The 13,326-nt window shown below is 45.4% G+C and carries 14 protein-coding genes; 4 read left to right on the top strand and 10 right to left on the bottom strand.

Features of this window, described 5'->3' with window-relative positions:
• Positions 1-99: 99 nt before the first annotated feature.
• Genes hemG through pepQ form a run of 4 tightly spaced genes read right to left on the bottom strand, consistent with a single transcriptional unit; the run spans position 100 to position 4,089 of the window.
• On the bottom strand, positions 100-618 hold the full coding sequence (gene hemG / locus ACK8OT_RS15720) for a menaquinone-dependent protoporphyrinogen IX dehydrogenase (protein WP_410197464.1): 519 nt from the start codon (positions 616-618) through the stop codon (positions 100-102).
• Between the two features lie 33 nt (positions 619-651).
• Complete coding sequence (locus ACK8OT_RS15715; protein ID WP_410197463.1) at positions 652-2,109, bottom strand: TrkH family potassium uptake protein; 1,458 nt, start codon at positions 2,107-2,109, stop codon at positions 652-654.
• A gap of 28 nt (positions 2,110-2,137) precedes the next feature.
• Positions 2,138-2,770 (bottom strand): YigZ family protein, encoded by a 633-nt coding sequence (locus tag ACK8OT_RS15710; protein WP_410197462.1) that lies wholly within the window; start codon positions 2,768-2,770, stop codon positions 2,138-2,140.
• Positions 2,770-4,089: a Xaa-Pro dipeptidase gene (gene pepQ, locus ACK8OT_RS15705; RefSeq protein ID WP_410197461.1), complete on the bottom strand. Its 1,320-nt coding sequence runs from the start codon at positions 4,087-4,089 to the stop codon at positions 2,770-2,772. Before pepQ ends, ACK8OT_RS15710 begins: the two co-directional genes overlap by 1 nt.
• Before the next feature lie 183 nt (positions 4,090-4,272).
• Between pepQ and ACK8OT_RS15700 the strand changes: the two genes are divergently transcribed.
• A complete protein-coding gene (locus ACK8OT_RS15700; protein WP_410197460.1) occupies positions 4,273-5,196 on the top strand; it encodes a GGDEF domain-containing protein in 924 nt (307 codons plus the stop codon).
• A 25-nt stretch (positions 5,197-5,221) separates the two neighbouring features.
• Here ACK8OT_RS15700 and ACK8OT_RS15695 read toward each other — a convergent pair whose 3' ends face one another.
• Both ACK8OT_RS15695 and ACK8OT_RS15690 read right to left on the bottom strand, forming a co-directional pair.
• Complete coding sequence (locus ACK8OT_RS15695) at positions 5,222-6,280, bottom strand: MbnH family di-heme enzyme (protein ID WP_410197459.1); 1,059 nt, start codon at positions 6,278-6,280, stop codon at positions 5,222-5,224.
• Positions 6,281-6,283: 3 nt separating this feature from the next.
• Positions 6,284-7,111 carry an MbnP family protein gene (locus ACK8OT_RS15690; RefSeq protein WP_410197458.1) on the bottom strand — a complete coding sequence of 276 codons (828 nt, stop codon included), beginning with the start codon at positions 7,109-7,111 and terminating at the stop codon, positions 6,284-6,286.
• A 117-nt stretch (positions 7,112-7,228) separates the two neighbouring features.
• Here ACK8OT_RS15690 and ACK8OT_RS15685 point away from each other — a divergent pair, with 117 nt between their 5' ends.
• The 3 genes from ACK8OT_RS15685 (at position 7,229) to ACK8OT_RS15675 (ending at position 8,689) form a co-directional block, all read left to right on the top strand.
• Complete coding sequence (locus ACK8OT_RS15685; RefSeq protein WP_410197457.1) at positions 7,229-7,492, top strand: glutathione S-transferase N-terminal domain-containing protein; 264 nt, start codon at positions 7,229-7,231, stop codon at positions 7,490-7,492.
• Between the two features lie 69 nt (positions 7,493-7,561).
• Positions 7,562-7,747: a hypothetical protein gene (locus ACK8OT_RS15680; protein WP_410197456.1), complete on the top strand. Its 186-nt coding sequence runs from the start codon at positions 7,562-7,564 to the stop codon at positions 7,745-7,747.
• Between the two features lie 153 nt (positions 7,748-7,900).
• On the top strand, positions 7,901-8,689 hold the full coding sequence (locus ACK8OT_RS15675; RefSeq protein ID WP_410197455.1) for a carbonic anhydrase: 789 nt from the start codon (positions 7,901-7,903) through the stop codon (positions 8,687-8,689).
• A 40-nt stretch (positions 8,690-8,729) separates the two neighbouring features.
• Here ACK8OT_RS15675 and ACK8OT_RS15670 read toward each other — a convergent pair whose 3' ends face one another.
• From ACK8OT_RS15670 to ACK8OT_RS15655, 4 genes are all read right to left on the bottom strand, one after another.
• Positions 8,730-9,053: a putative quinol monooxygenase gene (locus ACK8OT_RS15670; protein ID WP_410197454.1), complete on the bottom strand. Its 324-nt coding sequence runs from the start codon at positions 9,051-9,053 to the stop codon at positions 8,730-8,732.
• A gap of 138 nt (positions 9,054-9,191) precedes the next feature.
• Positions 9,192-11,051 (bottom strand): argininosuccinate lyase, encoded by a 1,860-nt coding sequence (gene argH / locus ACK8OT_RS15665; RefSeq protein WP_410197453.1) that lies wholly within the window; start codon positions 11,049-11,051, stop codon positions 9,192-9,194.
• Between the two features lie 128 nt (positions 11,052-11,179).
• Positions 11,180-12,391, bottom strand: a complete 1,212-nt coding sequence (locus ACK8OT_RS15660) for an argininosuccinate synthase (RefSeq protein ID WP_410197452.1) — start codon at positions 12,389-12,391, stop codon at positions 11,180-11,182.
• A complete protein-coding gene (locus ACK8OT_RS15655) occupies positions 12,391-13,308 on the bottom strand; it encodes an ornithine carbamoyltransferase (protein ID WP_410197451.1) in 918 nt (305 codons plus the stop codon). The genes ACK8OT_RS15660 and ACK8OT_RS15655 overlap by 1 nt, the downstream gene beginning before the upstream one ends.
• Positions 13,309-13,326: the final 18 nt, after the last annotated feature.

Here is a 13,326-nt window from a genome sequence, read left to right as displayed (position 1 = left end):
TTTAAAGAAAAATAAACAAAATGAATCAAGCGAACAAAAAGCAATCACACCGAGCTAAAAATGCTACTTTTTGCTGCATTTTTAATCACCTCTGCAAACTTACAGGTAATTAAAGTCTCTAGCGAAAGCGTCTACTTTGTGCCAATCAGTAAATTCTATATCTTTACTCTTATCCGTACTGCCACCAGTCATCTTCATGATGAGCTGAATAATCAGCGTTTGCCACCAGTTGTATTTTGAATAAAGCAATGCGCCCGCAAATACACCTTTCATCTTAGGTTGCCACTGACATAGACGGTCAAACTTCATCATATATGCGCTCGTAGCTGGACTCGCTTTTTCAGGTTTGCGAGCCGTCAAGCACACCACAAAAAAAGCATTCGGCTTTTGATGTAATACTTCTCGGTATTGATTGAGAAAGGGAATAACGTTCGATTCAAAGTTACCATAACGGATCGAAGCGCCAACTAGCACTTTATCATAAGCATTGAAATCAACGTCAGCTGCTTGATTGATGTTCACTATGTCTGATTCCTGATCAAGCAAGGCTTGCATACGCTTAATGATTTTTAATGTTTGTCCATCACGACTTGAATATAAGATTAATACTTTCGACATACTTAATAAGACACCATAGAGACAGTAAATGAGCTAGCTTTTCCAATAAACTGGCGTGAATAAAACAAGCAATGTAAAAATTTCTAAACGACCAAACAGCATAGCTAAGATCAATATCCACTTGCTAGCATCTGAGGTTTCACCAAAGTGCACCGCCACCTCTCCCAGCCCAGGTCCTAAATTGTTAAGCGTTGCCACCACAGCCGAGAAGGCAGATAACTCTTCCATTCCAGTTGCGATTAACGCCAGCATACAAATTACAAACACCAAAGCATAAGCGGAGAAAAATCCCCAAACCGCTTCGACTACTTTATCTGGCAATGCCTTTTTACCCAGTTTTATCTTGTAAATTGCACGCGGATGAACCAGTCGCTTTAACTCACGAAAACCTTGTAAGTTAAGTAACAACACCCGTATCACCTTCATACCGCCACCGGTTGAACCCGCACAGCCACCTATAAAGGAAGAGAACACCAACAGCACAGGTAAAAATAGCGGCCAATCGGAGAAGCTAGTCGTACTAAACCCTGCGGTAGTGGAAATAGAAACGGCTTGAAATAAAGCTTGGTCTAAACTTTGCTCTAGCGTGTCGTAGGTTTGGTGCACCGCTAATACAGTAAAACAAATAGCGGTTAAACCAAGTTGAATATACAAAAATGCGCGAACTTCAGGATCGCGTAAATACACCTTCAAGCGCATGCCATGATTGGCAAAGGCAGCAAAGTGCAACGCAAAATTAATACCCGAAATAATCAAAAACACCACAGTGATAAGATTAATTAAAGGGCTATTAAAAAAACCCATACTGGCATCATGGGTTGAAAACCCGCCAATCGCAACCGTGGCAAATGAATGGCAAATAGCATCAAACAATGTCATTCCTGCCAACCAAAATGCCAACATACAAGCAATAGTGAGACACAGGTAGATGTACCATAAGGCCTTAGCTGTTTCCGCTATCCTAGGTGTCATCTTAGAATCCTTGACTGGCCCCGGCGTTTCGGCGCGATACAATTGCATCCCACCTATCCCCAGAATAGGTAATACCGCAACGGCCAAGACAATGATCCCCATACCACCTAGCCATTGCAGCATCTGGCGATAAAATAGTATCGCCTTAGGTAAGTTATCTAACCCAGTGATGACAGTCGCACCCGTTGTAGTCAGTCCTGAGAAGGACTCAAAAAAGGACTCGGCTACATTCATATCCGGCCTTTCGCTAATTAAGAAGGGTAACGCCCCAACACTGCCTAACACGGTCCAAAATAACACCACGATCAAAAAGCCATCTTTCGCCTTTAAATCACTTTTATGATCACGATTAGGAAGCCACAAGGCTAGGCCCGACATAAGTGCAATGATAAATGCACTGATAAAATCTCGACCCGCGCCATCCTTGTAAATCACAGCAACCAGAGCGGGTGCTAACATAGTGACACTAAACAGCGCCACCAAGAGCCCTACAATGCGTAATATTGCCCTAAACTGCATCTAGCCTATCTTCCTAGTAACCATTGCGTTATTTACTTTCATCCGTTCCCTGATTGATATTAAACACCAATTGTCCTTGGCTTTTGTCAAACACACTTTGCTTAAAAGCCATCGCATTACGGGCATCAATACTGATCTTCATTGACACTTCCACAGCAAAATCACTGCTGGTTACCAGCCCACCGAACTGAGCCAATAACAGCTCGACTAAACCAACATGGCCATATTGGCAGATCAGTTGACCCGTTATCTGCGGCACCTTCTCACGGGTTTGCGCCAATTTAAGCGCTTCTTGCACACCGCCGCCATAAGCTCGAACTAAACCACCTGTGCCAAGCTTTATACCACCAGAGTAACGCACAACAACCGCCGTTACTTCACCAAGCCCACTGCCTTGCAATGCCGCTAGAATCGGTTTACCTGCCGTGCCGCTTGGCTCACCGTCATCACTAAAACCCAGTTCGGTACTCACACTCGGGGCATCCGCCACAAAGCCCCAGCAGTGATGTCTCGCGCTAGGGTGAGCAGCTCTAACTTGGTTAATGAACGTCATTGCAGCGTCTCGGCCTTGGGTATGCTGCAATAGGGTAATGAAACGGCTTTTTTTTATTTCTTCTTCATACTCGGCCGCTTGAATTAAAACAGGATAAGGCTGTAGCATCAATCCAAGCCTGCATCTCGAGTCATATTTTCGATTTGGCTGGCATGCACAATGATATTATCTTCAATCCGAATGCCACCATAAGGGCGCAACTCATCAACCTTAGCCCAATTTACTTGGTTTTGTTCAGGTCGCTGTTTCAACTGCCCGAGTAAATCATCGATAAAGTACAACCCTGGCTCTATCGTATAAACTTGGCGAGGCTCAATAATACGGGTACAACGTAATGTGCTGTGAGCTTCAGGCGCAGCCAAGGGTGTACCTCGCTCATCCTGCATAAACCCTGCCACATCATGAACTTGCAAGCCTAACAAATGCCCTAAACCATGAGGGAAAAACGTACTAGAAATCCCTGCAGCCACCAAGCTGTCAACACTGCCCTGAGCCAAGTTAAAGTCGAGCAAAACTTGGGCTAATAAGCGATGCATTTTCAAATGCAGTTCGGTGTAACGCATGCCGACCTTCATTTGACTCATGATCTCCAGTTGAACCCGGTTAACCGCCTCGATTAAGTCACCAAATAGGCCGTTGGTTGCAGCATAGCTTCGCGTAATATCCGCCGCATACCCCGCATAATTAGCACCAGCATCAATCAAAAAAGAACGCCGCTGGGCGGGAGCTTTTCGCTCAGGATGGCTATAATGCAAAACCGCAGCATGCTCATTTAGCGCCACAATATTGCCATAAGGTACATCGTTATCACTTTGGCCAATTGCGTTTAGGTAAACCTGATTAATTTCAAATTCCGACAAACCTTCCATAAAAGCCAATTTAGCTGCTTGATGTCCTCGCACCGCGATGTGATTAGCTTGTCGCAAGCAGTGCATTTCATAGTCGGTTTTAAAACTGCGGTGATAATGTAAATAGTTTAAAACATGCTCGGGATTGGTATGGCCTATGCCTAAGGCCTGCGCGACTTCAAGATGCTCGCCTATATAGGCCATGTTGGCGCGATCATAAGGTAGTAAATCTGCAACGAGTTCCGGGCGCGCCAGCAATTCAATATCGAAATAGTTAGCCCAAAAGTCGTTCGGCTCGGGTGGCACCTTGTGCCAAAAATCAACGGGTCGATAATAAATTAGTTTTGGCTTGTCGCTGCCATTCACCACTAACCAACAGTTAGGGTTGTCAAATACCGGCAGCCAGTGTCTAAAATGGGGATTTGCTTTGAAAGGATACGTTTGATCATCGAGGAACACTTTCTTGAGCTGTCCCGAATGAATAATCAATGCGTCAAACTGTTGTAACTTAAGCGCCTCAACAAGTCGCGATTGAAGTACCTTAATATGTTCAGCAAAAAGCGAGTCAACTGTCTCCATAACCACCCCTATAACCATTTCAAGACGCAAACCAATATCTTAACACACAAGCAGGTAATCACCGCCAGTATCAACAATGAAATCCGTGGAGTTGACAACATCGTGATGACAATTATGGATGGATCCCATCCAAATGTTTATTTCGCTCTATACTTGGATTAAGCATGATGCTAGGTGGGCACAATGGAAATCATTAAAGAAAAAATAAAGCGAAATCGCTCTACTTTTGTATTACACCTTTGCCTGTGGCTAATTGGCTGGTCAATCTTGCTCTTCGCGCTTACCCAAGCCACGCCATTGAATTTCTCTGACTTTCTTATGGAAGCCATATTTCTACTTGCCTGCACCAGCACTTTCGTTGAAATTATGCGGCTACGTCTAGGTTGGCTGATGAGTATCGGCTGGGGCACTTTTACCGGCGCCCTTGCATTAGATGTGCTTGATGAGTTTTTACCCGAAAGTGAATACCTTACCATGCATGACGTGCTTGAGCATTTCTTGCAATTTGGCCTGATCCTGATTTGCGTTGCCTTTTTGCAAAGCATAGTCACCAAACGAAGACTCATTAAAGAACTAGAAAGAGAAATAGAATTTAGACGCCAACTTGAACAACGTCTAAAGCGCATCGCGCATCACGACAGCTTAACTGACTTGTATAATCGCCGGGCTTTTTTTGAGAAATACGCTGGCTTACTGATTCGTTTCCCCTCACCCGTTCTCATCTATATCGATTTAGACAATTTTAAGCAGCTGAATGACACACAAGGCCATGAAGCAGGTGATGGTTATTTAATTACCTTTGCCAAAAAATTGAAGGAACAACTCAATAGCCATGGCGCTGCCTTTCGTTTTGGTGGTGATGAATTTGTGGTTATTTACGGAGGCGATAGCGCCGAACATTTTATTATTCAGCTCAGGCAATCGCTTGAAGCCATCAACCAAAATACCGGAGTTGATTTAAGCTACGGTCTGTTAAATATGAACGAAAACATCGCCGCAGACCAATTAATCAAAGAAGCAGACGAGTTAATGTACAGTAACAAACAAGAGAAGAAACGCCGTCAGGCTCGGGCGAAGGCATCACGCCCCTCCCCTCAAATAGAATAAATGCGTTCATTTTTCCCGTGCCAGCTTATTCTGGCTTCGCAAGATTAGGATCGGAAAGTAAGGTTTCATCTGTCAGTGACATTAAAAAGGCAACCAACTGGTTTGTTTCCTGCTCGGTTATCATAAACCCTTTAATCAACTCGCTTTTGTTTGGGTTGAATTTACCATCTCCCATCCTGCCGCTTAAATTAACACTGCCACCTCGCGCATAATGATCTATCACTTGGGCCAAATAACGCATACTGCCATCGTGCATATATGGCGCACTGACCCCAACATTACGCAGCGAAGGCGATTTAAATTTACCATTATCAGCGGCGTCAAAAGTCACTTCGTATAAGCCTAAATCTGAGTTTGGGTATCCTGTCTCGGTATAGTAAAGCCCCGTATTATGAAAATTATCCTCGGGATTTGAACGCTTGCCACTAAACTGATTGAAATTATCCCCGCCATGACATTGACGACAGCCTAGCCGCTCAGATTCAAATAAAGCCAATCCAGCTAATTCAAATTCAGTTAATGCGTCGAGTTGGCCTGCTAGGTAGCGATCGTAGCGACTATCTTTAGCAATCAACTGACCTTGAAATGCAGCCAAAGCGGCGGTGATCCGAGCTAGGTTTATTTCATCAGAGCCAAATGCGCTTCGAAATAACGCCGGATAATCAATCGATGCCCCCGCCAAACGCTGTCGAATTTGCGCCACACCAGCAGCGGCCATTTCAATCGGATCATCACCAAACAATGGGATTAGCGCCTGAAATGCCAGTTCGGTTTGCAACGGATTAGCCCAAGTAAAGCTGGTGTTTTGCGCCAAGTTAAATAGCGCCGAGGCATTACGCCGGCCTTTTTCACCATGTACATTAACCGAGGTTTGCCGACCATCAGAAAATGCAAACATCTGTTGATGGCAACTGGCGCAGGCGATTTGATTCGTTTGCGATAAGCGCGTTTCATAAAATAAATGACGACCTAACTCTATTTTGGCGCTCGTCATTTGGTCTTGATGCCAAACGAGACTCATAGCCAGCAACCCCAAACAGCTGCCAAACCCAATCACCACTAACCAGTAACGTTCTCGCCACATGACTTAATCACCAATACGAAACAAGCGCTGCTCATATTGCTGCAAGCCAAGTAAATTAAATAAGGTTTCACAGCCCTTATCTTGAGGCTTACCAAAGCATCTTGCATGGGGCAATTCGGTGAAAAATTGCCTAAGCTCCATGACCACGGTATCACCGGGTTGAAAATCAAGCAGCGTAATTTGAGGTCGATTCTTATATTGGCAGTTAATGGTTTCGCCTATGTTGCCAGTACAACCACTGCTACCTAAATGGTGTTTGACCGTATTGTCCTGCCAAGCTAAATCAAAATAGGCAAACTTATACCCGACCGTCCAATGCCATTGAAATTGGGGAATGTCTAAAGGCGGCTTCGCCCGCAAAGGATCTTGGTGATTAAAAACTTCTGGTACACCTAGGGTAAAACGTAAACCGAGATATTCACCCTCAGGTAAGGTTAAGGGTAAACCTTGCCCGCCCATTAGCTCAGGTGAACACGGTGTTAAATCGAGCAAAGCTATCTGCTGATCATGCCAAGCATTCGCCTTCTCACTTTGCAATTTGGCCGCAACCCATTGGCCCTGCCGATTTCGCAGTTCAACATTATGTACATAGAGGGTAACAGCATTGACCTTGGGCTCATTGACCTCTAGCTTATTGACCTTGGGCTCATCGACCTCGGGCTGAGCGGGCGCGCTATTGGCCGTTGCGTTTGCGCGCTCTGTTTGGCAAGTGTTTAAAGCCAAGGGCTCACCTTGAAACACCAAGCCAAACGGCACATCTAGACGCTGCAAAGGCGCTTCACTACACCCGATTAACAGCAGCAAGTAACTGAATATCCATATTCTTTTCATTCGACCGTTCCAACTATTTCGAACCCTATCAAGCACTAGCTCACTCGCTTGCCTGATAGACAAACCAACAGCAGAATGACAAAATGCTCGCTAAGAGAGTACCCGCTAAGAGTGATAATGAACTATTCCAATAAAGACCTTGCCCTGTACCACTTCGGCGCCTGTCCATACTGTCGTAAAGTAAGGGATAAACTCGCTGAGCTCAAGCTGCATATTGAATTACGAGACATCAAAAAACACAGCCACTTTAGACAAGAGCTGCTTAGCAAAGGCGGCAAAGCCACCGTACCTTGCCTAAGAATCAAGCAAGATAAAGGCTATCGCTGGCTTTATGAGTCCAATGACATTATTAAATTCATTAGCACTCAGGTGAAGAAATAAACTTGGGCGGTTAGCCTTAGCGCTATAACCCAGAACCATAACCGTAAACCTAAATAAGAGGGTGACCAGATGCCCAGCAACATCCCGCAGCAAGCGTTGTCATTTATTATTCCCCCTCAGGGCGTCATAGACATGCTCGAGTTCTTACAAAATGATGATTATAACCAGCGAGTGAAAGAGTTAGCTTATCAGCAATTGGCCACTAAATATGGTATCGACAAACAGCAGGCAGATAAACTTTGCCGCCAGTCATAATGGCAAGGCTGATTCACTTATTTCTCCCTCTCGATACCCAACTATCAGCTAGACTTAGCTAATACTTGCGCAGTAATTGACTTATCTGTGATGCTTTTTTAACCTTAACCGCATCATCTTTAACAACACCTCAACCAAATTAAGGCAACAGCTATGAATAAAGTATTCTGGTTCGCGGCTCTGGTATTATTAATCGACATTATTGATACCGCACTATCACCAGCGCCAGCACCGATCACGCCAGTCTCGCGAGCACCTGAAGCAACAAGTGGGCATAATTGGAGCTACCGTGGCGACACTGGCCCCAAATTCTGGGGCGAAATAGCACGAGTTTGCCAACAAGGTCAGCAGCAATCGCCTATCAACATCGTTTCACCTATGCCCGCTAAGTTAGATGAAATTGAATGGGACTATGAAGATAAACTCCAAAACATCATCAATAATGGCCATACCGTTCAGGTAAATTTACAGCCAGGCAGTGAAATTGAGTTCCAAGATCAGGAATATCAATTAAAACAAGTGCATTTTCACACCCCAAGTGAAAATCAGGTCGACGGCAAAAGCTACCCATTTGAAGCACACCTGGTACATGCCAACAAGGCAGGTCAACTGGCGGTGGTCGCGGTCTTTTTTGAACAGGGTGAAGCCAATTCAGCGCTTACCGCACTCTGGCAAGCCATGCCCATGCATGCCGGTGAAAAAGTCTCACTCAAAAAGGTTAAGATTAAGTTAGATGATCTGTTGCCGAAACAGCGCAGTTATTATCACTTCGTTGGTTCATTAACCACGCCACCTTGTAGCGAAGGGGTGCAGTGGCTGGTGATGCAAAACGCGATCAGCGCTTCGCCACAGCAAATAGCCGCATTCAAGCTCGCCTTGCCGAGCACCAATAACCGCCCCATTCAGGCACTAAACGGTCGCCAGGTCTCCAGCATCCAATAAGCAAAAGGGAGCATTTAGCTCCCTCATTATTTGGCTGCGATCAGAAGCCTTCGTCGGTATAGGCCGTGACCTGAGCATCAGCCACAAGGCCATTGGCATCCACTACATGCTGCTCAAAGAAATCTTTGATTGCTTGACGCTCACCGTGAGCCGTCCAACTGGCGGCATCGGCCCACACTTCATTGAATAAAATACTGTAATCACTGCGCGTCGCGCTGGGGTGGTCAATTTGACGAGTCAAAATATACTGCAAGCAACCCGGTTCGGCGCGTGAATCAGGCTCCAAGGCTTTTAACACTTCAAACAATTGCTGCTCTTTACCCGGCTTGGCCTTAAATTGAGCGATCACATAGACCTTAGACATGTCGTTTCCTCATAAATGATTAGTTCAACAAGAACTATATCAATTAAAACAACATAATTATTGATCCAAAAATCAAAAATCAACTTTGCAAAAAATAAAAGGAGCCGAAGCTCCTTTTATTAGTGAGATAGCAAACAGTTACTTCTTAATACGCGTATTAAAAATCAGCTCTAATGCCACTTCATCACACGAATGTTGACGGAAGCAATCGTCGCAGTCCTTAAGCACTTTCTCTGGCAGCATCGCCTTGCTGGTTGGGCTAAAGCCAAGTTGCATAAAGAATTCAGATGCACGAGTCAGGACAAATAGACGCTGGATAGCCATCTTTTGTGCTTTCTTGATTAAGAATTCCACCAATGCAATATCTTGACCTTGCTCAGCGACCTCAGGATCTACACCCAGTGAACGCACTTCGGCAAGACCGGTGTCGTAAACATAAAGCGAAGCACAGCCCGTAACCTTACCGTTTACTTCGGTCACCGCAAATTCACCTACCGCCGACACCAGTTCAGAGCGCGAGCGTGGTAAATTTTCACCGGCATTGGCCCAGTAATTAACAAGGCGTTCGATATCATCAAGATCCGTTAAACGCGCAGCACGAGCATAAACCCCTGACGTATCACGCTTGTTCAAGCGTTTTTCTGCGGCGCTAAGGGCAAATTCGATTTGCTCTGGCGCCACACCACCTTGCGCTTGACGCGCGGCTAAGGTGGCTTCTAAGGTCAGCACAGGATAAACATCGGCTTCAATCACAGGAGAGAAAACCTTAAACTCTTCTACGCTTAGATCTTCCAGTGGTACACCTTTGGCAATAGCCCCGACCACGGCTGCACCGACAATATGGTGCGCTTCACGAAACGGAATACCCTTAGCCACTAAGTAATCGGCCAACTCGGTCGCATTGGCGTAGCCGCCTTGCGCCGCTTCTTTGGTGCGCTCTTCATTTACCTTAAGATCTGTTAGCGCCATCTCGGCCATTTCAAGACAGTCACCCCAAGTATCTAGGGCATCAAACAGGCCTTCTTTATCTTCTTGCATGTCTTTGTTGTAAGCCAAAGGCAAGGCTTTTAAGGTCATCATCATGCCCGCTAGTGAGCCATAAACACGGCCCGCTTTACCTCGGATCAACTCCATGGCATCGGGGTTTTTCTTTTGTGGCATTAGCGATGAGCCCGAGGTGACTTGATCAGACATTTCAATAAAGCCAGACTCACCCGAGTTATAGAAAATTAAATCTTCCGCCATACGCGATAGGTGCAGCATAGATAAAGACGCCGTGCTCATAAGCTCTACTACGTGATCACGATCCGACACGCTGTCTAAACTGTTACGCGTGGCGCGGCGAAAGCCTAAGTTATGCGCCAATACGGTGCGATCCATCGGATAAGCTGTACCCGCTAATGCGCCGCTGCCTAATGGGCTGGTATCTAGGCGTTTAACGCAATCTTTCATTCGGCCATAATCACGCTCAAACATTTCGACATAAGCTAAACACCAGTGTGAAAACGTCACTGGTTGAGCGCGTTGTAAATGAGTGTAACCCGGCAATACCACATGCTGATGCACGCGTGCTAGCTCCACCAATTTTTGCTGTAGGCGATCAAGCAACACAATCAGCTCTTGCGCTCGCTCTTTACACCATAGTTTTAAGTCGGTAGCCACTTGGTCATTACGGCTGCGGCCAGTGTGTAATTTCTTACCTAAATCACCGACTTTTTGAATCAGCTGGCCTTCTACCCAAGAGTGAATATCTTCGGCATCTGACTCTAAAATTTGTTCTGGATTTTCTATCACAGAGGCTTTAAGTTCATTCAGCGCCACTTCCAAACGCTGTTGCTCATCTGCGGTCAACACATTCACTTCTAGTAGCGATTTTGACCATGCAATCGAGCCCACTATATCTTGCTTCGCGAGACGATAGTCAAACCGCAAAGAATCATTAAACAACTTAAATTTCGCGTCTGCTGCTTGGCTAAAACGCCCGCCCCAAAGTGCCATGAGCTTTTCTCTCCTGAAAATCGATTTTCAATTGGTCTTTTTTATCAGAGTAAGTGACCAAGGTGTCTTTTAAACGACAAAATAGCTGCACGTTGGCAGCTATTTTATCTATTGCAATAAACAGCTAATTACTTGTTTTTTGCGTTAAGTGAACGAATACGACTCGCTAGTGAGTACAGACGGATAAAGCCTTCTGCATGTTTTTGGTCGTAAACGTCATCTTCACCAAAGGTAGCAAAGTCTTCTGAGTATAGGCTGTTCTCAGATTTCTTCTGTACCGCAGTTGCTTGGCCTTTGTACAAGCGCACAACCACTTCACCGTTTGCATCTTTTGCTAGGGCTTCAGAAGCTGCTAATAAAGAGCCACATAGCGGCGTAAACCAACGACCATCGTAAACTAGGTGAGCAAATTCTTGGCCCACGTGATCACGCCAGCGACGCGAAGGCTTGTCATGAACTAGTTCATCAATACCACGTAGCGCGGCCACCATCACGGTACCACCTGGGGTTTCGTAACAGCCACGAGACTTCATACCTACGGTACGGTTTTCAGTGATATCAACGCGGCCAACACCGTGCTTCGCTGCTTTCTCGTTTAGTAGCATTAGTGCTTGGTATGGAGATAACTCAACACCGTCTACCGCCGTCACGCGGGCATTTTTCACCGTTAGCGTAACGTATTCTGGCTCGTTTGGCGCATCAAGTGGATCAACTGTCATGGTCCAAACGCCTTTGCTTGGCTCGTTCCATGGGTCTTCTAACTCGCCACCTTCGTGAGAAATGTGCCAAGCGTTTGCATCGCGGCTGTAGATCTTAGTCGCGCTAGCGGTGGTTTTAATATTGCGCTCAGCAAGGTAAGCCAATAGATCTTCACGCGAAACCATGTCCCACTCACGCCAAGGTGCAATCACTTTTAGCTCAGGCGCAAGCGCCGCAAAACAGCTTTCGAAACGGATTTGGTCATTACCTTTACCGGTACAACCGTGACATACCGCATCAGCACCTACTTTTAGCGCCACTTCAACTTGCGCTTTAGCGATGATAGGACGCGCCATTGACGTACCTAATAGGTAAGTGCCTTCGTACACCGCACCGGTCGCGATAGTTGGGTAGATGTAATCTTTAACAAACTCTTCTTTAAGGTCAACAATGTGACACTCAGATGCACCCGATGCTAACGCTTTTTCTTCAAGACCGATCAGCTCTTCTTCGCCTTGACCTACGTCGGCACAAAACGCAACAATTTCACAATCATCATAGGTTTCTTTTAACCATGGAATGATTGCCGACGTATCTAAACCACCTGAATAAGCCAATACAACCTTTTTAATCTTGCTCATTAAAACTCTCCTTTCATCAATGTCAGCATGATGGCATTTTGGATATGCATTCTGTTTTCTGCTTGTTGGAATATAAGTGATACATTTTCGTCGTCCATCACTTCTGATGTGATATCCAACTCACGATGTGCCGGCTGACAATGTAACACATGTTTAATGCCGGTTTTATCCAGCAGTGCCCTATTTATTTGATAAGGCATAAATTTATCTTTCACTGCTTGTAGCGGGGTGTTGTCGCCCATCGATACCCAAGTGTCACCATAAACAATATCGTAACCTTGAATATCATCCACTGAGTGCGTCACGCGAACATTCGCACCGCTTAGGGCTGCTAATTCTTCGGCTTGCTTTAAAATCTGCGCATCAGGGCTTGAGCCAAGTGGACAAACCGCCGTTACTTCAGCGCCAACAATCGCCCCCACAATGAATAATGAATGGGTCACATTGTTACCATCACCCACATAAGCCAATTTCACCTTAGATAGGTCATCGTAATGCTCGGCAATAGTCATAAAGTCAGCTAATGCCTGACACGGATGGTACAAGTCACACAAAGAGTTAATCACGGGCACATTGGAATATTTCGCTAACTCTTCAATGGTGCTGTGTGACATCACGCGCGCCACAATACAATCCGCCCAACGGGTTAAATTAGAAGCAAAGTCTTTTACCGTTTCACGCTCACCGATAGCACCATTTTGCGAGTCAAGGTAAACCGCATGACCGCCTAACTTATTAATACCAATATCAAAGGTCACTCGGGTGCGCAGCGATTGCTTTTCAAAAATCGTAACTATGCTTTTACCCTTTAGGGAATCGGCATATTTTTTCGGGTTCGCCTTTAAATCTTTACCTAGGTTAATCAGGTCTAGAATATCCTGTTTACTGGTTTCTTTACCCGTTAATAAATGTTCCATGGTTAACTCCTTGATGGC

Source organism: Motilimonas thetidivivens (assembly GCF_046452435.1).
Taxonomy (GTDB): domain Bacteria; phylum Pseudomonadota; class Gammaproteobacteria; order Enterobacterales; family CBDFNC01; genus Motilimonas.
Note: the sequence above shows the minus strand (reverse complement) of the source record. Positions and strands in the feature narration are given on the sequence as shown.